This is a genomic window from Salmonella sp. 32120201201600049SM (genome assembly GCF_017572835.1).
Classification (GTDB): Bacteria; Pseudomonadota; Gammaproteobacteria; order Enterobacterales; family Enterobacteriaceae; genus Salmonella; species Salmonella enterica.
This window is the reverse complement of record NZ_JAGESA010000006.1, coordinates 64,102-85,784: the sequence shown is the minus strand read 5'-3', so window position 1 is coordinate 85,784 and position 21,683 is coordinate 64,102. Positions and strand designations below refer to the sequence as shown.

General features: G+C 54.0%; 21 protein-coding genes. 13 read left to right on the top strand and 8 right to left on the bottom strand.

Annotation, left to right across the window (positions count from 1 at the left end; all coding sequences use genetic code 11):
- Positions 1–49 precede the first annotated feature (49 nt).
- The 3 genes from rpmG to radC all read right to left on the bottom strand — a co-directional run bounded on the left by rpmG (position 50) and on the right by radC (position 1,357).
- On the bottom strand, positions 50–217 hold the full coding sequence (rpmG, locus tag J4650_RS14340; protein ID WP_001051798.1) for a 50S ribosomal protein L33: 168 nt from the start codon (positions 215–217) through the stop codon (positions 50–52).
- A 20-nt stretch (positions 218–237) separates the two neighbouring features.
- Entirely contained in the window at positions 238–474 is a 237-nt protein-coding gene (rpmB, locus tag J4650_RS14335; RefSeq protein ID WP_001519051.1) for a 50S ribosomal protein L28, read from the bottom strand.
- Positions 475–691: 217 nt separating this feature from the next.
- Complete coding sequence (gene radC, locus J4650_RS14330) at positions 692–1,357, bottom strand: DNA repair protein RadC (protein WP_000380129.1); 666 nt, start codon at positions 1,355–1,357, stop codon at positions 692–694.
- Positions 1,358–1,532: 175 nt separating this feature from the next.
- On the opposite strand from radC, the gene coaBC reads away from it, so the two are divergent.
- The 3 genes from coaBC to slmA all read left to right on the top strand — a co-directional run bounded on the left by coaBC (position 1,533) and on the right by slmA (position 3,893).
- Positions 1,533–2,753 carry a bifunctional phosphopantothenoylcysteine decarboxylase/phosphopantothenate--cysteine ligase CoaBC gene (coaBC, locus tag J4650_RS14325; RefSeq protein WP_023993463.1) on the top strand — a complete coding sequence of 407 codons (1,221 nt, stop codon included), beginning with the start codon at positions 1,533–1,535 and terminating at the stop codon, positions 2,751–2,753.
- On the top strand, positions 2,731–3,189 hold the full coding sequence (gene dut / locus J4650_RS14320) for a dUTP diphosphatase (protein WP_000976078.1): 459 nt from the start codon (positions 2,731–2,733) through the stop codon (positions 3,187–3,189). Before coaBC ends, dut begins: the two co-directional genes overlap by 23 nt.
- Before the next feature lie 107 nt (positions 3,190–3,296).
- Positions 3,297–3,893, top strand: coding sequence for a nucleoid occlusion factor SlmA (slmA, locus tag J4650_RS14315; RefSeq protein ID WP_000818607.1), 597 nt, complete (start codon positions 3,297–3,299; stop codon positions 3,891–3,893).
- A 77-nt stretch (positions 3,894–3,970) separates the two neighbouring features.
- Here slmA and pyrE read toward each other — a convergent pair whose 3' ends face one another.
- Both pyrE and rph read right to left on the bottom strand, forming a co-directional pair.
- On the bottom strand, positions 3,971–4,612 hold the full coding sequence (gene pyrE / locus J4650_RS14310) for an orotate phosphoribosyltransferase (protein ID WP_000806167.1): 642 nt from the start codon (positions 4,610–4,612) through the stop codon (positions 3,971–3,973).
- Between the two features lie 78 nt (positions 4,613–4,690).
- Positions 4,691–5,407 (bottom strand): ribonuclease PH, encoded by a 717-nt coding sequence (gene rph, locus J4650_RS14305; protein ID WP_001247078.1) that lies wholly within the window; start codon positions 5,405–5,407, stop codon positions 4,691–4,693.
- A gap of 125 nt (positions 5,408–5,532) precedes the next feature.
- On the opposite strand from rph, the gene J4650_RS14300 reads away from it, so the two are divergent.
- Complete coding sequence (locus J4650_RS14300) at positions 5,533–6,396, top strand: YicC/YloC family endoribonuclease (RefSeq protein ID WP_000621352.1); 864 nt, start codon at positions 5,533–5,535, stop codon at positions 6,394–6,396.
- 49 nt (positions 6,397–6,445) lie between these two features.
- Here J4650_RS14300 and J4650_RS14295 read toward each other — a convergent pair whose 3' ends face one another.
- Entirely contained in the window at positions 6,446–7,348 is a 903-nt protein-coding gene (locus J4650_RS14295; RefSeq protein WP_001050860.1) for a LysR family transcriptional regulator, read from the bottom strand.
- A gap of 73 nt (positions 7,349–7,421) precedes the next feature.
- On the opposite strand from J4650_RS14295, the gene J4650_RS14290 reads away from it, so the two are divergent.
- Positions 7,422–8,306, top strand: a complete 885-nt coding sequence (locus J4650_RS14290; RefSeq protein ID WP_001082980.1) for an HARLDQ motif MBL-fold protein — start codon at positions 7,422–7,424, stop codon at positions 8,304–8,306.
- Positions 8,307–8,553: 247 nt separating this feature from the next.
- Positions 8,554–9,171, top strand: coding sequence for a trimeric intracellular cation channel family protein (locus J4650_RS14285; protein WP_000924334.1), 618 nt, complete (start codon positions 8,554–8,556; stop codon positions 9,169–9,171).
- Here J4650_RS14285 and ligB read toward each other — a convergent pair.
- The gene (ligB, locus tag J4650_RS14280) at positions 9,168–10,853 is read right to left on the bottom strand and encodes an NAD-dependent DNA ligase LigB (protein WP_001241845.1); all 1,686 of its coding nucleotides are present in this window, start codon (positions 10,851–10,853) and stop codon (positions 9,168–9,170) included. The two genes, J4650_RS14285 and ligB, sit on opposite strands and share 4 nt — an antisense overlap.
- A 256-nt stretch (positions 10,854–11,109) precedes the next feature.
- Between ligB and gmk the strand changes: the two genes are divergently transcribed.
- From gmk to recG, 5 genes are read left to right on the top strand one after another with little or no spacing between them, the layout of a single operon-like run.
- Positions 11,110–11,733: a guanylate kinase gene (gene gmk, locus J4650_RS14275; RefSeq protein ID WP_000046966.1), complete on the top strand. Its 624-nt coding sequence runs from the start codon at positions 11,110–11,112 to the stop codon at positions 11,731–11,733.
- 54 nt (positions 11,734–11,787) lie between these two features.
- Entirely contained in the window at positions 11,788–12,063 is a 276-nt protein-coding gene (rpoZ, locus tag J4650_RS14270) for a DNA-directed RNA polymerase subunit omega (protein ID WP_000135058.1), read from the top strand.
- A gap of 18 nt (positions 12,064–12,081) precedes the next feature.
- A complete protein-coding gene (spoT, locus tag J4650_RS14265) occupies positions 12,082–14,193 on the top strand; it encodes a bifunctional GTP diphosphokinase/guanosine-3',5'-bis pyrophosphate 3'-pyrophosphohydrolase (protein ID WP_000280481.1) in 2,112 nt (703 codons plus the stop codon).
- Positions 14,194–14,197: 4 nt separating this feature from the next.
- A complete protein-coding gene (gene trmH, locus J4650_RS14260; RefSeq protein ID WP_001068436.1) occupies positions 14,198–14,887 on the top strand; it encodes a tRNA (guanosine(18)-2'-O)-methyltransferase TrmH in 690 nt (229 codons plus the stop codon).
- Between the two features lie 5 nt (positions 14,888–14,892).
- Entirely contained in the window at positions 14,893–16,974 is a 2,082-nt protein-coding gene (gene recG, locus J4650_RS14255) for an ATP-dependent DNA helicase RecG (protein ID WP_000016751.1), read from the top strand.
- 35 nt (positions 16,975–17,009) lie between these two features.
- On the opposite strand, the gene gltS is transcribed toward recG, so the two are convergent.
- The gene (gltS, locus tag J4650_RS14250; RefSeq protein WP_000462250.1) at positions 17,010–18,215 is read right to left on the bottom strand and encodes a sodium/glutamate symporter; all 1,206 of its coding nucleotides are present in this window, start codon (positions 18,213–18,215) and stop codon (positions 17,010–17,012) included.
- Positions 18,216–18,442: 227 nt separating this feature from the next.
- On the opposite strand from gltS, the gene xanP reads away from it, so the two are divergent.
- Both xanP and J4650_RS14240 read left to right on the top strand, forming a co-directional pair.
- On the top strand, positions 18,443–19,834 hold the full coding sequence (xanP, locus tag J4650_RS14245) for a xanthine/proton symporter XanP (RefSeq protein WP_000115428.1): 1,392 nt from the start codon (positions 18,443–18,445) through the stop codon (positions 19,832–19,834).
- A gap of 120 nt (positions 19,835–19,954) precedes the next feature.
- Positions 19,955–21,664 carry an AsmA family protein gene (locus J4650_RS14240; RefSeq protein WP_023993462.1) on the top strand — a complete coding sequence of 570 codons (1,710 nt, stop codon included), beginning with the start codon at positions 19,955–19,957 and terminating at the stop codon, positions 21,662–21,664.
- Positions 21,665–21,683: the final 19 nt, after the last annotated feature.

The following is a 21,683-nucleotide window of genomic DNA, read 5'->3' as shown; positions in this document are numbered from 1 at the left end:
AAACAAAAAACCCCGCCGAAGCGAGGTTTTTGTTACATCAAAGCGAGAATTATTTGATTTTCGCTTCTTTGTAGATCACGTGCTGACGGACAACTGGATCGAATTTTTTCAGTTCCAGTTTTTCCGGCTTAGTACGTTTGTTCTTCGTCGTGGTATAGAAGTGACCAGTACCAGCAGAAGAAACCAGCTTGATTTTCTCACGAATACCTTTAGCCATGATTTATTTCCTCTTAGTACTTAGTACTTTTCGCCACGGGCACGCAGTTCAGACAGAACTGTTTCGATGCCTTTTTTATCGATGATACGCATACCTTTAGCAGATACACGCAGGGTGACAAAACGCTTCTCGCTCTCAACCCAGAAACGGTGAGAGTGCAGGTTAGGCAGGAAACGGCGTTTAGTCGCGTTCAGTGCGTGGGAACGGTTGTTACCGGTCACCGGACGCTTGCCAGTAACTTGGCAGACTCGGGACATGTCTATTCTCCAAAAATCAAATTAGCTCGAGCTTCGTATGGGGTATCGGCGCCTCGTCAGGCTTTACAGCCTGGTCATCGCGCAGTTCTATTGAACTCTCGATTGCCAGGCCCAAATGCCAAACCCGAGATTCTCAAAGGTGGCGTAGTATACGCTGACCCGGCGATATGCTCAAGTCCCGAACAGACAAAGATCCCGATGGATCGCGCAAAGAATCTTAAATCCAGCCGCGTTCGGCAAAAGAAACGTACTCTCCGCGCCCAATTATCAGGTGATCGAGCACCCGGATATCCATAAACTGGCAACACTTTATCACGCGCTCAGTGATAAGTTTATCTGCTTTACTTGGCTCTGCGCAGCCTGAAGGGTGGTTATGCGCCAGAATGACCGCTGAAGCATTGAGTTTAATCGCTTCCCGAACAATCTCACGCGGATGCACCTCTACGTGGTTAAGCGTGCCGGAAAACAGGCGGCTGTGCTGAAGCACCCGGTGCTGGGCATCAAGGAAGATCACCAGAAAGATCTCACGCTCTTCGCCCGTCAGTTGGCTTTGCAGAAATTCCCGCGTCATTTCCGGACTCAGCAACGCACTTTCCTCATTCATGCGCACGCTGTAATAGCGCCTTGCCAGCTCAGCAATGCCTTTCAACTGCGCGAATTTCGCCAGGCCGATGCCGTTTACGCCGCGAAACTGCGCAAAGTCCGCCGACAGCAGGCCATACAGCGACCCAAAGTGCTGCAATATCTCTTTTGCCAACGTCATAACATCTTTTCCCGGCGTGCCGGTACGTAAAAAAAGCGCCAGCAGCTCCACGTCGCTGAGGGAAGCAATGCCGGATCTGAGCATTTTTTCACGCGGTAATAATTCGTCCAACGTATCCATACGCGCACCTCCTTTTTTAAGGAAGCGGCATAGTGGCACAGCCTTTGGGAGAGATCGACGCCCCGATTTTGCTCTTGCGTAGCGCCTCGCAAAGTGGAGCGCAGGCAAAGACACGACGCCGTAGAGATTGTGATAAAATAGCCGCCTTTCAAAGTCACCCAACAGGAAAGACATGATGAGCCTGGCCGGTAAAAAAATTGTTCTCGGCGTTAGCGGCGGTATCGCTGCGTATAAAACGCCGGAGCTGGTGCGCCGTTTACGTGAGCGCGGCGCTGACGTGCGCGTGGCAATGACCGAGGCGGCAAAAGCCTTTATTACCCCCCTGAGCTTACAGGCAGTGTCGGGCTATCCCGTATCCGACAGTCTGCTTGACCCTGCCGCCGAAGCCGCGATGGGGCATATCGAGTTGGGGAAATGGGCCGACCTGGTGATTCTTGCTCCCGCGACCGCCGATCTGATCGCCCGTGTAGCATCGGGTATGGCTAATGATTTAGTCTCCACCATCTGCCTGGCGACGCCAGCCCCGGTGGCCGTGCTTCCGGCCATGAACCAACAGATGTACCGCGCTGCCGCCACGCAACATAATCTGGAGGTGCTCGCCTCTCGCGGCCTGTTCATTTGGGGGCCGGATAGCGGCAGTCAGGCGTGCGGCGACGTAGGCCCAGGCCGAATGCTGGACCCATTAGTTATCGTTGATAAGGCCGCCGCGCATTTCGCCGCCGTCAACGATCTGCGACATCTTAATATCATGATTACGGCAGGCCCGACGCGCGAACCGCTCGACCCGGTGCGTTATATTTCCAACCACAGCTCCGGTAAAATGGGCTTCGCTATTGCGGCGGCCGCCGCGCGTCGCGGCGCAAATGTCACGCTGGTCTCCGGTCCCGTTTCGTTACCGACGCCGCCTTTTGTAAAACGGGTTGATGTCATAACCGCGCTGGACATGGAAGCCGCTGTTCAGGCCGCCGTTCAACAGCAGCATATTTTCATTAGCTGCGCCGCCGTGGCTGACTATCGCGCAGAGACTATTGCCAGTGAAAAAATCAAAAAACAGGCGGCGCAACGTGATGAATTAATAATAAAAATGGTCAAAAACCCGGACATTGTCGCCGGGGTGGCCGCACTCAGTGACAATCGCCCCTACGTTGTTGGGTTTGCCGCGGAAACGAATAATGTGGAAGAATACGCCCGGCAAAAACGTATCCGTAAGAACCTTGACCTGATTTGTGCAAATGATGTTTCTCTTTCAAATCAGGGATTTAATAGCGATAAAAACGCTTTACACCTTTTCTGGCAGGATGGAGATAAAGTCTTACCGCTTGAGCGGAAAGAACTCCTGGGCCAATTATTACTCGACGAGATCGTGACCCGTTATGATGAAAAAAATCGACGTTAAGATTCTGGACCCGCGTGTTGGTCAGCAGTTTCCGCTGCCGACTTATGCTACTTCTGGTTCTGCCGGGCTTGACCTGCGCGCCTGTCTCGACGACGCCGTAGAACTGGCGCCTGGCGCAACGACGTTGGTACCTACCGGACTGGCCATTCATATCGCCGATCCATCACTGGCGGCAGTCATGTTGCCGCGTTCGGGCCTGGGCCATAAACATGGTATCGTGCTGGGCAACCTGGTCGGGCTGATTGATTCCGATTATCAGGGGCAACTGATGGTTTCGATCTGGAACCGTGGTCAGGACAGTTTTACCATTGAACCGGGCGAACGTATCGCGCAAATGGTGTTTGTTCCGGTCGTTCAGGCCGAATTTAATCTGGTGGAAGCATTTGACGCCACCGAACGTGGCGAGGGCGGCTTCGGTCATTCTGGCCGTAAGTAAATTTTACGCATCCCCATAACGTCATAATACTGCCGCAAGCGCTGAGTTTGCGGTTATAGCGTGGGTGCTCGCCTGGCAAGTGCTTATTTTCAGGGGTATTTTGTAACATGGCAGAAAAACAAACTGCGAAAAGGAATCGTCGCGAAGAAATACTTCAGTCACTGGCGCTGATGCTTGAATCCAGCGATGGAAGCCAACGCATCACGACGGCAAAACTGGCGGCCTCGGTCGGCGTTTCCGAAGCGGCGCTATACCGCCATTTTCCCAGCAAGACCCGCATGTTCGATAGCCTGATTGAGTTTATCGAAGATAGTCTGATTACCCGTATCAATCTGATTTTAAAAGATGAAAAAAACACCAGCACGCGTTTGCGCCTGATTGTGTTGCTGATTCTGGGTTTTGGCGAACGCAACCCTGGCCTGACGCGCATTCTTACCGGGCACGCGCTGATGTTTGAACAGGATCGCCTGCAGGGGCGCATTAATCAGCTTTTTGAACGCATCGAAGCGCAGCTCCGCCAGGTGCTACGAGAAAAAAGAATGCGTGAAGGCGAAGGCTACACGACGGATGAAAATCTGCTGGCAAGCCAGCTGTTAGCCTTCTGTGAAGGTATGCTTTCACGGTTCGTGCGTAGCGAATTTAAATACCGCCCAACGGACGATTTCGACGCCCGCTGGCCGCTCATTGCCGCTCAGCTACAGTAACGCTGGCTGGATAGTGGCTCACGCCTTATCCAGGCGACAGAAACATAAGCCCGGTAAAGCGCCACCGGGCAATTCGCTTACACGCCAAATTCTTCCCGGTATGCTCGCACAGCCGCCAGATGCTCAGCCATATCAGGTTTTTCTTCCAGATAGGCAATCAGGTCTTTCAGCGTAATGATGGAGATAACCTTACAGCCATAGTCGCGCTCCACTTCCTGAATCGCGGAAATCTCGCCGCGGCCACGTTCCTGACGATCCAACGAAATCAGTACGCCAGCCAGCGTAGCCCCGTGCGCCTGAATAATCTCCATCGACTCGCGAATCGCCGTACCTGCGGTAATCACGTCATCCACCAGCATCACGCGGCCCTGTAGCGCGCTGCCCACCAGACTCCCGCCTTCACCATGATCTTTTGCCTCTTTGCGGTTAAAGCAGTACGGCAGGTCTTTATCGTGATGTTCCGCCAGCGCAACCGCCGTCGTCGTCGCGATCGGAATACCTTTGTACGCGGGGCCAAACAGCAGATCAAATTCAATACCGGAATCCACCAGCGCTTCGGCATAAAAACGGCCTAACAACGCCAGGTCGCGCCCGGTATTAAACAGCCCGGCGTTGAAGAAATAGGGGCTTTTGCGCCCGGATTTCAGCGTAAACTCGCCAAACTTTAGTACCTGCTTGTTAAGCGCAAACTCAATAAACTGGCGCTGATACGGTTTCATGGATTCGCTCCTTTTCTTACTTTCATCATTTACGAAATTTACGGACAAAAAAAAGGCGACTTTTCAGTCGCCTTAAAATCAATTTTCTAACGCCGCCTTCTGCGTCGCCACAATGGATTCAATTCCCCCTCGGGCCAGCGCCAACAAAGTGAGAAGTTCTTCATGGCTGAACGGCTCGCCTTCCGCGGTACCCTGTACTTCAATAATGCGGCCGTCTTCAGTCATCACGACGTTCATGTCGGTTTCTGCGGCGGAATCTTCAACATATTCCAGATCGCAGATCGCTTCGCCGTTAACGATGCCTACGGAAACCGCCGCCACCATGCCTTTCATCGGATTGGTTTTCAGCTTACCGTTGGCAACCAATTTATTCAGCGCATCCGCCAACGCCACGCAGGCACCGGTAATAGACGCTGTACGCGTACCGCCATCGGCCTGGATTACATCGCAGTCCAGCGTAATGGTAAATTCGCCGAGCGTTTTCAGATCGACCGCCGCACGCAGCGCACGCGCGATCAAACGCTGAATTTCCATAGTACGACCGCCCTGCTTACCCTTTGCCGCTTCGCGCGCGTTACGGGTATGGGTAGCGCGAGGCAACATGCCATACTCTGCGGTGATCCACCCCTGGCCTTGTCCTTTCAGAAAACGTGGAACGCCCTCTTCAATGGAGGCAGTGCACAACACTTTGGTATCTCCAAATTCGACCAGTACCGAGCCTTCAGCGTGTTTTGTATAGTTACGGGTCAGGGTTACGGGACGCACCTGATTAGCGCTACGGCCTGCTGGACGCATATTGAGATCTCCGGCTTAAAACGAATGTGGCTGCGCATTATACGGACTTCCGATGGTTATTCCTATCCTGACAAGGCCTGGATAGCTATAATCCCCTCATCTCTCCTTTAAAAACGGGAACATCTATGATCCGCAGTATGACCGCCTACGCCCGGCGTGAAATCAAGGGTGAATGGGGTAGCGCGACCTGGGAAATGCGCTCGGTAAACCAGCGTTATCTGGAAACTTACTTTCGTCTGCCGGAACAGTTCCGTAGTCTTGAACCCGTCGTGCGCGAACGCATTCGTACACGCCTGACGCGCGGCAAAGTCGAATGTATGCTGCGTTTTGAACCCGATGCCAGCGCGCAAGGCGAGCTTATTCTGAATGAAAAGCTCGCGAAACAATTAGTTAGCGCCGCAAACTGGGTCAAAATGCAGAGCGACGAAGGGGAAATCAATCCGGTTGATATTTTGCGCTGGCCAGGTGTCATGGCGGCGCAAGAGCAGGATCTGGACGCGATTGCCGCAGAAATTTTAGCCGCGCTGGACGGTACCCTGGATGACTTTATCGTCGCGCGCGAAACGGAAGGCCAGGCGCTGAAAGCGCTGATTGAACAACGGCTGGAGGGCGTCAGCGCCGAAGTAGCGAAAGTCCGCGCGCATATGCCGGAAATCCTGCAATGGCAGCGTGAACGCCTGGTCGCGAAGCTGGAAGATGCTCAGGTTCAGTTGGAAAACAACCGTCTGGAGCAAGAGCTGGTGATGATGGCGCAGCGCATTGATGTGGCGGAAGAGCTGGATCGTCTGGAAGCGCACGTCAAAGAGACTTACAACATTCTGAAGAAAAAAGAGGCGGTAGGTCGCCGTCTGGACTTCATGATGCAAGAATTTAACCGTGAGTCGAACACCCTGGCCTCCAAATCCATCAACGCTGATGTAACTAACTCCGCTATTGAATTAAAAGTGTTGATCGAGCAAATGCGCGAGCAAATCCAGAATATTGAATAATTCTGGCGCTCAATATGTCACAGAGCCCGCCTTATGCGGGCTCTCGCGTTTATCGGTAGTACGTTTTTAATTTCCGGCGAATAGCGTCGATAAGGCGCCGCTTCCACTCTACCGTTGAAGCCCGATACTGCATAAAAATAGCGCCTTCCGCCTGCTCCCCGGCAAGCGGCAGGACAAAAAGACCGCGCTTATCGGATAAATTTTCATACCAGGGGCACGGTACAATCGCCATTAGCGGCGCCGACTGGACAGCAGGCGCAAGTTGACTGTAATCATGACAAACAAACGCCAGCGGACGTTCAAACCCGGCACGAGCCTGCTGCCTGTCCAGTTCGTTGTTCTCTTTTGTCCACGGCAAACAGTAAATGTGTTGATAATGCTGCAGATCAGCAAAATTCAACGCTGCGGCATTCTCCAGACGTGAACGCAATGGCGCGCCATAAACCGCGATCAAACGCGTCGTCCCCACCCGCTCGTAATGCAGAGCGCTGACCTGCTTTTGATGGTCGCCAATTGCCAGCACCAAATCAACCGAGCTATCCAACAGTTCATCACGCCAGGGTCGGCGGGCAAAAGGAAGGCACTCGATCACCGCCTGATGAAGATGACCTTTCTCTGCGAGAACGGGCGTAAGCAGCGCGTTCAATGCGGGAGGAAGTACCACCCGGAAACAACGGGAGCCGTTCTCTTTATCGCCAAACAGCTCCTCATTAAGCGAAACAAACACAGGCGCCAATTTGTCACGCAGCGCCTGCGCATAAGGCGTAGCAATCTGGCGGTTCCCTTCCCGTCGAAACAACGGGTCGTTTAGCGCATCGCGCAATCTCATTAACGCATGACTTACCGCAGAAGGCGATAAAGCCAGCTTTTGCGCCGTTTTCCCCGTAGAGCTCGTCTCCAGCAGCACATACAGTACTTTTAACAGGTTCATATCCATTTGCAGCAAGTTCATTAAACGTCTCTCTTATTGAACCTGGCTAAATTACTGCCAGGTATACTGCGGGCGCTTCAATCAGGAGAACATTATGAATCGCTATGCATTATTCCTTGTATGTATATTTTCAACATCAGCACTTCCTGCCATGGCGGCATTAGATCCTTCACAACCGTTATCACCCGCGCCTCCGTTATCACTGTTTAAAGCGTGGGCTAAGCCTATAAAGCCGTTTCAAATCACAGAAGGCGTGTGGTATGTCGGTACGAAAAATCTCTCTTCTATTCTGCTGACCACTCCGGCAGGGCATATTCTTATTGATGCGGGGTTGGATGAAAGCGCACCGCAAATTAAAGCGAATATTGAAGCGGCAGGATTCCGCCTCACAGACGTGCGCTATCTGTTGAATAGCCATGCGCGGCTGGATCAAGCGGGGGGCATGGCACGTTTGAAAGCGTGGAGCGGCGCACAATTGGTCGCCAGCCAACCCAACGCCGATCAGATGGCGAGGGGTGGACGAGAGGATTTTGCGCTTGGCGATGCGCTCCCCTTCCCGCCCGTCACCACTGATAAAATTATCCACAACCAGGAAAGCATCAGCCTCGGAGGGATAACCGTGACAGCACTATTCACGCCTGGACATCTGCCCGGCTCAACTTCCTGGCGCGTAACGCTTCGCAACGGCAAGACGCTAATTTACGCAGATAGTCTCGCCACGCCCGACTATCTGCTGATTAACAACAAAAATTACCCTGACCTGGTTACTGATATTCAGAGCAGCTTTAAGACACTGGCCGCCCAGCATGTTGATATCTTTATTGCCAACAAAGGTGACCGCTTCGGGCTACTGGAGAAACGACAGCAACTTCGCAACGGCGATACACAGGCATTCTTTGATTCCAATGGCTTGCAACAGTATGTGGAACGCTCGCGTCAGCGCTTCATCACACAGCTTACCGCACAGCAGCCACAATGAAATGACTCACCGGCGGCGCGTCCAGGGCGCCGTTCAGGTAATTTATCTAAGTCAAAATAGAAAAACCTCGCATAAAATAAATCACAAAAGTGATGTTCAATTTATTGATATATATAATAAATAATTATTAATCATAAATTTAAAATCATTACTAAAATTTATTAATCGTGTAATGCCTTAGAAAATCTCAATCGTGATACAACGCACAAATCGTTAATCTTCGCCCCCAGTAAATTAGGGGGAAATCATGCTGTTGCACGTTCTTTATTTAATTGGCATCACTGCCGAGGCCATGACGGGCGCACTCGCTGCGGGTCGTCGTCGCATGGATACATTCGGCGTAATTATTATTGCTACCGCCACCGCCATTGGTGGAGGCTCGGTTCGCGACATTCTGCTCGGTCACTATCCGCTGGGTTGGGTGAAGCATCCCGAATATGTCATTATTGTGGCGACTGCCGCTGTATTGACCACCATTGTTGCCCCCGTCATGCCCTATTTACGCAAGCTTTTCCTGGTACTTGACGCGCTGGGGTTGGTGGTTTTCTCTATTATTGGCGCTCAGATAGCCCTTGATATGGGCGAAGGGCCAATTATCGCCGTGGTAGCCGCCGTCACTACCGGCGTCTTTGGCGGCGTGCTCCGCGATATGTTCTGCAAACGCATTCCACTGGTGTTTCAAAAAGAGCTATATGCCGGCATTTCGTTCGCCTCGGCGGTGCTCTATATTGCGCTGCAACATTACGTCATGAATCCGGATGTCGTCGTTATCTCTACACTACTGTTTGGCTTTACAGCAAGGTTATTAGCGCTACGTCTTAAACTTGGCCTGCCGGTATTTTATTACCGCCATGAAGGGCACTAAGACCCAAATCCGGGAATATGCTGAGCAGCCAGCCATCTGCTCAGCGTTTTGATCTGCGGATTATTCCGCCAGTCGATGACTCTCCCGGCACGACGCTCGCCCGTCGCTGGTAACTGCCGCCAGTGTTGCTCTGTTCGCATTAATAACTGCTCCCATGAACGATCGCCGCTGGCCTGTAATGCAGCCTGCGTTAAGGGGATATCCATCGCCATGATCCAGCGGGTAAACGACTGCCGGCGCGCCAGGTTAAATTGCCGCCATATCTGCTCGCTTTTTCCTTTAGCAAAGCCTGGCGTGTTGGCTATTTGCGCTGACGTCAGGGTAAGCCAGGAGAAGATATGCTCAAAGCGATGCGTCTGATGCAAGGCCCGCCAGCTGGCTTCACCCATTCCGTCCAGACCCAACGCCGACCGTGACCCCAGCCATACCAGCCTGGAGATAAACTGTTCCTGACACGTTGCCGACGCGTAAAAGCAGGTCAGCGAGTTGAAATGGCTATCAGGCGGTACAGGCTTACTCCGCTCACAACTCCGCCAGACGACCTCATCAAGCCGGGGAATGCCTTGCCCCGCCAGACTCACCAGGATCTGATCGCCCGGCGCGATATCCCACGCTTCCCAACGCTTCACAGAACCGATATTGACCCGCTGAACCCGCTTATCATCCAATATAACGGGGACAAGCGACGCTACTACGGTAATTTTGCCGCTTTTCCCCACCGAGAACTGAATAGCGCTCACTTGCGCGACCTGCGCTACTGGCGGATATTTCCATGCTGCCAGCCAGTCGCCCTGCCCGGGTCGCCAGTGTTGTGACGCAGGTTCTTTAGCCATGCGTATCACTACGCCATCCGTTACAAAGGGTAATGCTGACGTCAGCCATGACTGGCGCGCCCGCTCGACCTCGCTGGCATTTTTTACCACCAGGGAATATTTCTTCGTCAGACTGAATCCAGCCTTAGCAAGTTGGCTTAATCTTTCGGGCATATTTGCCGGACCGTCCGGCCACGCCCAAATAAAAATACCCAACGAATTTAGCGCGGAGGCGTTATCCTGGCGCATTAACATTCCTGCGGCTTTCGAGCGCGCATTCATCCCGCCCATCCGTTGCTGGATATGCCCCTCGCGCTGTAGAAAAATTTCGCCCTGCAACACCGCGTTAGCTAGCGCGCCTTGTGTTGTCTGCGGTATAGAGGGGATCAGGCGAATTTTTGGCGTCCAGTCCTCGCCTTGTAGTCCGTTACCCCGGCTAATGGCCCTGGTCAGTTTACCGTTTTGATAAACCAGTGTTACCGCTACGCCATCCACTTTTGGCTGTACCCAAAGCTCGCTGCGCCCGCGCATCCACTGTTCTACCGCCTGTCGGTCCGCGAGTTTACGTACGCCCGTGTGCGCAACAGGGTGCATTGTTGTACCGTTTAACGGCGGTGAAACCGGAGTAGATGAAACATCCTGACCAACACAGCGTTGCCACTGAACCAGCCTTGCGCTGAGCTGGTCGTACACACTATCGTCAACCGCGCTAACACCTTGTTTCCAGTAGATGTCATTCCAGTCAGCGAGCTGTTGCTGTAAACGGGTGATTTCTTCAGCGGCCCTTGCTGGCGGCCAGGCCGGGCAAAGCGCCCCACTCTGCGAATGCCACAATAAAATTCCCCACGCCATACTTTTCCATAATCTCATCACGACCTCCTGCGCACATTGCCCGGCAGGTATAGCGCTTTAGTGAATAAAAACCGACAGGTAAAAATGCATCATCCGAGCCGCTTTCCAGATTTTTTGGTGGGTTGCTGCAACGACGCGATAAAAGCGGAAAAAGGGACGCAAAATGCAATAATCTGGCGCAAAAAGTGTGACAAAGACTACGTCGCATAACGGCGATGTGTATAATAAGCCCGTATCAAGGCTCTATTTCGATAATCACAGACGTAAGATACTCATGGCTCAAGGTACGCTTTATATTGTTTCTGCCCCCAGTGGCGCGGGTAAATCCAGCCTGATTCAGGCTTTATTAAAAACCCAACCGTTGTATGACACTCAGGTTTCCGTTTCACATACCACGCGCGCGCCGCGTCCGGGTGAAGTGCACGGTGAGCACTATTTCTTTGTAAATCATGATGAGTTTAAAACCATGATTGGCAGGGAGGCGTTTCTGGAGCACGCGGAAGTGTTTGGCAATTACTACGGCACTTCGCGCGAAACCATTGAGCAAGTGCTGGCAACCGGCGTTGATGTTTTTCTGGATATCGACTGGCAGGGCGCCCAGCAAATTCGCGAAAAGATGCCGCAAGCACGCAGCATTTTTATTTTGCCGCCATCAAAGATCGAATTGGATCGCCGTTTACGCGGCCGCGGGCAAGATAGCGAAGAAGTCATTGCCAAACGAATGGCGCAAGCGGTTGCAGAAATGAGCCATTACGCCGAATATGATTATCTTATTGTGAATGACGACTTTGATACCGCGTTAAGCGACTTGAAAACCATCATTCGCGCTGAACGTCTGCGTATGAGCCGCCAAAAGCAGCGTCATGACGCTTTAATCAGCAAATTGTTGGCAGACTGAACCCACTTTCAGTATCATGCCCAGTCATTTCTTCACCTGTGGAGCATTTTAAGTATGGCACGCGTAACTGTTCAGGACGCTGTAGAGAAAATTGGTAACCGTTTTGACCTGGTACTGGTCGCCGCGCGTCGCGCTCGTCAGATGCAGGTAGGCGGAAAGGATCCGCTGGTACCGGAAGAAAACGATAAAACTACCGTTATCGCGCTGCGCGAAATCGAAGAAGGTCTGATTAACAACCAGATCCTCGACGTCCGCGAGCGCCAGGAACAGCAAGAGCAGGAAGCCGCTGAATTACAAGCCGTTACCGCTATTGCTGAAGGTCGTCGTTAATCACAAAGCGGGTCGCCCTTGTATCTGTTTGAAAGCCTGAATCAACTGATTCAAACCTACCTGCCGGAAGACCAGATTAAGCGTCTTCGGCAGGCGTATCTCGTTGCACGTGACGCTCACGAGGGCCAGACACGTTCAAGCGGTGAACCCTATATCACGCACCCGGTAGCGGTGGCCTGTATTCTGGCCGAGATGAAACTCGACTACGAAACGTTGATGGCCGCTCTGCTGCATGACGTGATTGAAGATACCCCCGCCACCTATCAGGACATGGAACAGCTTTTCGGTAAAAGCGTTGCCGAGCTGGTAGAGGGGGTGTCGAAACTTGATAAGCTCAAGTTCCGCGATAAGAAAGAGGCGCAGGCCGAAAACTTTCGCAAAATGATTATGGCGATGGTGCAGGATATCCGCGTCATTCTCATTAAGCTTGCTGACCGTACCCATAACATGCGCACGCTGGGCTCGTTACGCCCGGATAAACGTCGTCGTATTGCCCGTGAAACGCTGGAAATCTACAGTCCTCTGGCGCACCGTTTAGGTATTCATCACATCAAAACCGAGCTGGAAGAGCTGGGCTTTGAAGCGCTGTATCCCAATCGTTACCGCGTCATCAAAGAAGTGGTAAAAGCGGCGCGCGGCAACCGTAAGGAGATGATCCAAAAAATCCTCTCTGAAATCGAAGGACGTTTGCAAGAGGCGGGAATTCCGTGTCGCGTTAGCGGTCGCGAAAAACATCTTTACTCGATCTACTGCAAAATGGTGCTCAAAGAGCAGCGTTTTCACTCGATCATGGACATTTACGCTTTCCGCGTCATCGTTCATGACTCCGATACCTGCTATCGCGTACTCGGCCAGATGCACAGTCTCTATAAGCCGCGTCCGGGACGGGTGAAAGACTATATTGCCATTCCCAAAGCGAACGGCTATCAGTCTTTGCACACCTCGATGATCGGCCCGCACGGCGTTCCTGTTGAAGTCCAGATCCGTACCGAAGATATGGATCAGATGGCGGAAATGGGGGTCGCGGCGCACTGGGCGTATAAAGAACACGGTGAGACCAGCACCACGGCGCAGATCCGCGCCCAGCGCTGGATGCAGAGCCTGCTGGAGCTACAACAGAGCGCCGGTAGTTCGTTTGAATTTATCGAAAGCGTAAAATCCGATCTCTTCCCGGATGAGATTTACGTTTTCACCCCGGAAGGGCGCATTGTCGAACTGCCCGCTGGCGCTACGCCGGTGGATTTTGCCTATGCAGTGCATACCGACATCGGCCACGCCTGCGTCGGCGCGCGTGTCGACCGCCAGCCTTATCCGCTGTCGCAGCCGCTTAGCAGCGGTCAGACCGTCGAAATTATTACCGCGCCGGGCGCGCGTCCCAACGCCGCCTGGCTGAACTTTGTCGTCAGCTCTAAAGCGCGCGCTAAAATTCGTCAGTTGCTGAAAAACCTCAAACGTGATGACTCCGTAAGCCTGGGCCGTCGTCTGCTTAACCATGCTTTAGGCGGCAGTCGTAAGCTGGCGGAAATTCCGCAGGAAAATATTCAGCGCGAATTGGATCGTATGAAGCTGGCAACGCTTGACGATCTGCTGGCGGAAATCGGTCTCGGCAACGCGATGAGCGTAGTGGTCGCGAAAAATCTGCAGCAAGGCGAAGCCGTGGTGCCGACCGTTGCGCAATCGAATCACGGCCACCTGCCGATTAAAGGCGCGGATGGCGTGCTTATCACCTTTGCGAAGTGTTGTCGTCCGATCCCAGGCGACCCGATCATCGCTCACGTAAGCCCAGGTAAAGGACTGGTGATCCACCACGAATCCTGCCGTAATATCCGTGGATACCAGAAAGAGCCAGAGAAATTTATGGCGGTCGAATGGGACAAAGAGACGGAGCAGGAATTCATTACCGAAATCAAGGTGGAAATGTTTAACCATCAGGGCGCGCTGGCTAACCTGACGGCGGCGATTAATACCACCACCTCCAATATTCAAAGCCTGAATACTGAAGAGAAAGATGGTCGCGTCTATAGTACCTTTATTCGCCTTACCGCACGCGATCGCGTACATCTGGCGAATATCATGCGCAAAATCCGCGTGATGCCAGACGTTATTAAAGTCACCCGTAACCGAAACTAGCGCTATGAATCCAAAACGTTATGCGCGTATATGCGAAATGCTCGCCAGGCGTCAGCCTGATCTCACGGTCTGCATGGAGCAAGTCCACAAACCTCATAACGTTTCTGCAATCATTCGTACCGCAGATGCCGTTGGTGTCCATGAAGTCCATGCCATCTGGCCTGGTAGCCGGATGCGCACCATGGCTTCCGCGGCGGCGGGCAGCAACAGTTGGGTACAGGTGAAAACTCACCGTACCATTGGCGATGCGGTAGCCCATTTGAAAGGACGGGGAATGCAGATTCTGGCAACCCATCTTTCTGATAAGGCCGTAGACTTTCGCGAGATTGATTACACGCGCCCGACCTGTATTCTGATGGGTCAGGAGAAAACCGGTATTACTCAGGAAGCATTAGACCTGGCGGATCGGGATATCATCATTCCGATGATCGGCATGGTACAGTCGCTGAATGTTTCCGTCGCCTCCGCGCTCATTCTTTATGAAGCCCAGCGCCAGCGACAGAACGCGGGCATGTATCTGCGTGAAAATAGCATGTTGCCGGAAGATGAACAGCAGCGCCTGCTGTTTGAGGGTGGTTATCCGGTGCTGGCGAAAGTCGCTAAACGTAAAGGTCTGCCTTATCCTCGCGTCAATCAGCAGGGCGAAATCGACGCCGATGCTGACTGGTGGGCGACGATGCAGGCGGCAGGGTAATCACCATGTCAGGCCGCTTGTTAGACGCTGTTCCGCTCAATTCCCTGACAGGCGTCGGCGCAGCGCAAAGCAGTAAACTGGCGAAAATTGGCCTGCATACCGTGCAGGACCTCCTGCTCCACCTCCCTCTGCGTTACGAAGACCGCACCCATCTCTACCCCATTGGCGAACTGCTGCCTGGCATCTACGCCACCGTTGAAGGCGAAGTGCTGAACTGCAATATCACTTTCGGCGGTCGTCGGATGATGACCTGCCAGATTAGCGACGGTTCCGGCATTCTTACCATGCGCTTTTTCAATTTTAACGCGGCGATGAAAAACAGCCTGGCGACGGGACGACGTGTGCTGGCCTACGGGGAAGCGAAGCGCGGCAAGTATGGCGCAGAGATGATCCATCCGGAATATCGCCTGCAGGGCGATCTCAGCACGCCGGAACTTCAGGAAACGCTCACCCCCGTCTATCCGACCACCGAGGGCGTGAAGCAAGCGACACTGCGCAAGCTTACCGATCAGGCGCTGGAGTTGCTCGACACCTGCGCCATTGCCGAACTACTGCCACCGGAACTGGCGCAGGGTATGATGAGCCTGCCGGAGGCTCTACGTACCTTGCATCGCCCGCCGCCGACGCTCCAGCTCGCCGATTTAGAAACCGGCAAACACCCGGCGCAGCGGCGGCTTATTCTTGAAGAGCTACTGGCGCATAATCTCAGTATGCTGGCGCTTCGCGCAGGCGCGCAGCGCTATCACGCGCAGCCGCTAAGTACCAACAACATATTGAAAGACAAGCTGCTGGCGTCGTTGCCGTTTAAACCCACCAGCGCGCAGGCGCGGGTGGTGGCAGAGATCGAACGTGATATGGCGCTCGATGTGCCGATGATGCGTCTGGTTCAGGGCGACGTCGGCTCAGGGAAAACGCTGGTTGCGGCGCTTGCCGCCTTGCGCGCTATTGCCCACGGTAAGCAGGTCGCGTTGATGGCACCGACCGAACTGCTGGCTGAACAGCACGCAAATAATTTCCGCAACTGGTTCGAACCGTTGGGCGTTGAAGTGGGTTGGCTGGCCGGTAAGCAAAAAGGTAAAGCGCGTCAGGCGCAGCAAGAGGCTATTGCCAGCGGTCAGGTGCAGATGATTGTCGGCACCCACGCTATCTTCCAGGAACAGGTGCAGTTTAACGGGCTGGCGCTGGTCATTATCGATGAGCAGCACCGCTTTGGCGTCCACCAGCGGCTGGCATTGTGGGAAAAAGGCCAGCAGCAGGGCTTTCATCCGCATCAGTTGATTATGACCGCAACGCCCATTCCTCGCACCCTGGCGATGACTGCCTACGCCGATCTCGATACCTCGGTGATTGACGAGCTACCGCCGGGCCGTACCCCTGTCACTACCGTTGCGATTCCGGATACCCGTCGCCATGAAATCATTGATCGTGTGCGCAACGCCTGCACAACCGAAGGCCGTCAGGCCTACTGGGTCTGTACGCTGATTGAAGAATCTGACCTGCTGGAAGCGCAGGCGGCGGAAGCCACCTGGGAGGAGCTCAAGCTGGCGTTACCGGAGTTGAATATCGGCCTGGTACACGGCCGCATGAAGCCCGCCGAAAAACAGGCGGTGATGCAGGCCTTTAAGCAGGGCGAACTGCAACTGCTGGTCGCCACTACGGTGATTGAGGTGGGGGTCGATGTTCCTAACGCTAGCCTGATGATTATTGAAAACCCGGAGCGACTGGGCCTGGCGCAGTTACACCAGCTCAGAGGACGCGTTGGCCGTGGCGCGGTCGCGTCGCACTGCGTGCTGCTCTATAAATCGCCGTTGTCGAAAACGGCGCAGAAGCGTTTACAGGTATTGCGCGACAGCAACGACGGCTTTGTGATTGCACAAAAAGATTTAGAGATTCGCGGCCCGGGGGAATTACTGGGCACGCGCCAGACGGGTAACGCCGAATTTAAAGTAGCTGATTTGCTGCGCGATCAAGCCATGATCCCCGAAGTTCAGCGTATTGCCCGTCATATTCACGAACGTTATCCGCAGCAGGCACAAGCGCTGATTGAGCGCTGGATGCCGGAAACCGAACGTTATTCCAACGCCTAATGAGCACGGCGGCTTTAATGCCGCCGTACAAACCCTTATTGCGCGAAAATCGGTAACATCAGGTACAGCTTGATCACCAACGCATTGACGATATCGATAAAGAACGCGCCGACCATCGGCACCACCAGAAACGCCATATGTGAGGGGCCAAAACGGTCGGTAATCGCCTGCATATTAGCAATGGCGGTCGGCGTTGCGCCCAGGCCAAAACCACAGTGACCCGCCGCCAGCACCGCCGCATCGTAGTTTTTCCCCATCATGCGCCAGGTGACGAAGATCGCGTACAGCGCCATGAAGATGGTCTGTACCACCAGAATCGCCAGCATCGGCAGCGCCAGTGACGCCAGTTCCCACAGCTTCAGGCTCATCAGCGCCATTGCCAGGAACAGTGACAAACTCACGTTCCCCAGTACCGAAACAGCACGCTCAAATACGCGATAAAAACCCACCAGCGCCAGGCCATTGCTGAGGATCACCCCAACAAATAGCACACAAACGAAGACCGGCAGTTCAAGCACCGTTCCCGCCAGTAGCTGCGCTACGATTTTGCCCACGGTCAGACAGATAGCAATCAGGGCGATGGTTTCGATTAGCACCAGAGAGGTGATCATACGGCCCACATCCGGCTTTTCAAAGGCTGTCGGCACGGCCTGATCGTCAGGCATTCCATCCGGCGTGGTGGAGTGTTTCACCAGATAACGCGCTACCGGGCCGCCAATCAACCCGCCCAGCACCAGGCCAAAGGTTGCACATGCCATCGCAACTTCGGTGGCATTGGCAAAACCATAACGTTCGACAAACAGTTTACTCCACGCCGCGCCGGTACCGTGTCCGCCGGACAGCGTAATTGACCCGGCAATCAGCCCCATTAACGGGTCCAGCCCCAACAGACTCGCCATGCCGATACCGATGGCATTCTGCATCAGCAGTAATCCGACCACGACGACCAGGAAGACGCCAACAACGCGTCCCCCCTTGCGCAGGCTGGCAAGGTTAGCGTTAAGGCCGATCGTCGCGAAAAACGCCAGCATCAACGGATCGCGCAGGGTCATATCAAAGTTGACCTCCCAACCGACGCTTTTTTTCAGCACAAGCAGAGCAACCGCGACCAGTAACCCCCCCGCCACCGGTTCCGGAATCGTATATTTCTTCAGTAAGGAGACAGACTGGACCAGCTTGCGACCCAGTAGCAGCACCAGCGTGGCGGCGACAAGGGTCGATAAGGTATCGAGTTCAAACATTTAAAGCTCCTGTAGTGCGCTGTGACATGTGCGCACAAATCATTTCCTGAGTCAGTTTTTTAGCTCTTTGCGAGTCTTCGGCATGGATTTTAAGCAGAAAAAGGCAAAAAGTTATATAAAAAGGTGCATTTATCTTTTTTAAATATTAAGAATATTCGCTCGCAATCGTTTGCTTTTACCACCTGGTCAGATAAAATCACCGCTTTTCCACCACGAGAATGTCCCTGATGTCCGTTAACGCCATCGAGCCGGCAGATGCGCAACCGGTTGCGCAGACGCAAAACAGCGAATTAATTTACCGTCTTGAAGATCGCCCGCCGCTCCCTCAAACCCTTTTTGCCGCTTGTCAGCATCTGCTGGCCATGTTTGTCGCGGTAATCACGCCAGCGCTGTTAATCTGCCAGGCGTTGGGTTTACCGGCGCAGGATACGCAGCACATTATCAGCATGTCGCTGTTCGCCTCCGGCGTAGCCTCTATTATTCAAATCAAAGCGTGGGGGCCGGTAGGATCGGGGCTGTTATCCATCCAGGGAACCAGTTTTAACTTTGTCGCCCCGCTGATTATGGGCGGTACCGCGCTGAAAACCGGCGGCGCGGACGTCCCGACGATGATGGCGGCGCTGTTCGGCACGCTGATGCTGGCAAGCTGCACCGAGATGGTGCTTTCTCGCATTCTACATCTGGCGCGCCGGATTATCACGCCGTTAGTCTCCGGCGTCGTGGTGATGATTATTGGCCTGTCGCTGATTCAGGTGGGGCTAACCTCCATCGGCGGCGGCTATGCCGCCATGAGCGACAACACCTTTGGCGCACCGAAAAACCTGCTGCTGGCCGGCGTCGTCCTGGCCATTATTATCCTGCTGAATCGGCAGCGTAATCCCTACCTGCGCGTGGCTTCTTTGGTTATTGCCATGGCGGCAGGCTATCTTTTGGCCTGGTTTATGGGCATGTTGCCTGAGAATAACGCGCCGGTCTCGCAGGACATCCTGATGGTGCCGACCCCGCTGTATTATGGTCTGGGCATTGACTGGAACCTGTTACTGCCGTTGATGCTGGTCTTTATGATTACGTCGCTGGAGACCATCGGCGACATCACCGCCACCTCTGATGTCTCTGAGCAGCCGGTATCCGGCCCCTTGTACATGAAACGGCTAAAGGGCGGCGTACTGGCTAACGGCCTGAACTCATTTGTTTCAGCGGTATTTAATACGTTCCCGAATTCCTGTTTCGGTCAGAACAACGGCGTCATTCAGTTGACTGGCGTCGCCAGTCGCTATGTGGGATTTGTCGTCGCGCTGATGCTGATTGTACTCGGCCTGTTCCCGGCGGTAAGCGGTTTTGTGCAGCATATCCCGGAACCGGTGCTCGGCGGCGCCACGTTGGTGATGTTCGGCACCATTGCCGCCTCCGGGGTGCGTATTGTCTCGCGTGAGCCACTGAACCGCCGCGCGATTCTGATTATCGCCCTGTCGCTGGCCGTGGGTCTTGGCGTTTCGCAACAGCCGCAGATCCTGCAGTTCGCGCCGGAATGGGTGAAAAATCTGCTCTCATCCGGAATTGCCGCTGGCGGCATCACGGCTATCGTGCTGAACCTGATTCTCCCGCCGGAAAAACCGTAAAAACCCTGCGGCGGCGACACGATTCGCCGCTGCTGTAACGCTCTTTCACCATTCCTGTCTTGAGGATTGCACGCAAATCGTGCATAAATCCCCTATGTGCATTTCACGGGATGGAAGACCATGAAATTGATTGGGAGGTTGCTTCTCTACGTGCTGATCGCCTGTTTAGTGGTGATTTTCGGCTTTTATTTTCTGCTGCAAACGCGCTGGGGCGCAGATCATGTCAGCAACTGGGTATCAGAGAACAGCGGTTATCACCTCACATTCGACGTGATGGATCATCGTTTTTCCGCCCCATCCCATCTTTTACTGGAGAATGTGACCTTTGGTCGTGATGGTCAGCCTGCTACCCTGGTCGCGAAAACCGTAGATATCGGTCTGAGCATTCGCCAGTTAACCGCGCCGCTGCATGTCGACACGATTCTGTTACAGGACGGCACGCTGAATATTTCAGTGCAAACCGCCCCTTTCCCGTTTGAGGCCGACCGCCTGCAACTTCGCAATATGGCGCTCAATAGTCCCGGCAGCGAATGGCGGTTGAGCGCCCAGCGCGTTAACGGCGGCGTTATGCCCTGGCGCCCCGAAGCCGGTCGGGTATTGGGCAATAAAGCCCAGATCCAACTGAGCGCCGGTTCGCTGACGTTAAACGACGTTCACGCCACGAATGTGCTTATTGAAGGCAGTATCGACCATGATCAGGTGATGTTAAACACCGTTGGCGCCGATATGGCGCGCGGAGCGTTAACCGGCGTCGCCCGGCGTAACGCTGATGGTAGTTGGGTCGTTGAAAATCTGCGGCTGAATGATATTCGGTTACAAAGCGATAAATCCCTGAGCGAGTTTTTCGCGCCGCTTACTACGGTTCCATCTTTGCAGATTGGTCGTCTTGAAGTGACGGACTCCAGCCTGCAAGGACCAGACTGGGCTGTCACCGATCTTGACCTGAGTTTGCGCAATCTGACTCTGCGCAAAGAAGACTGGCAAAGTCAGGAAGGTAAATTATCGATGAACGCCAGTGAGTTTATTTACGGCTCACTGCACTTGCTCGATCCAATCCTGAACGCCGAATTTTCACCACAGGGCGTTGCGCTACGCCAGTTCACCACCCGCTGGGAAGGCGGTATGGTCAGAACCTCCGGCGCCTGGTTACGCGAGAGCAAAGCGCTGATTCTGGACGATACCGCTATCGCCGGGCTGGAGTATACGCTGCCGGAAAACTGGAAGCAGTTATGGATGAAGCCGTTGCCCGACTGGTTGAACAGCCTGACGCTGAAAAAATTCAGCGCCAGCCGCAATCTGGTGATCGATATCGACCCGGCCTTCCCGTGGCAAATCACCGCTCTGGACGGCTACGGCGCAAACCTGGAGCTGGTACAACATCATCAATGGGGCGTCTGGAGCGGCAATGCGACCCTCAACGCCGCAGCGGCAACCTTTAACCGTGTGGACGTGCGCCGCCCGTCGCTGTCGTTGACGGCTAATGCCAGCACGGTCAACATCAGCGATCTGAGCGCGTTTACTGGAAAAGGGATACTGGAAGCCACTGCCAGCGTATCGCAACTGCCGCAGCGTCAGACGCAAATCAGCCTGAACGGACGCGGCGTACCAATGGATGTGCTACAGCAGTGGGGCTGGCCGGCATTACCGATTGCTGGCGATGGCAATATTCAGCTCACGGCCAGCGGCAATATTCAGGCCGATGCGCCGTTGAAACCGACGGTAAACGGGCAATTACACGCGGTCAACGCACAAAAGCAGCAGATAACACAGACGATGCAAGCGGGCGTGGTGTCCGGCGGTGAAGTTACGTCAACGGAGCCAACGCTGTAATTGAGGGCTTGCCCGGTGG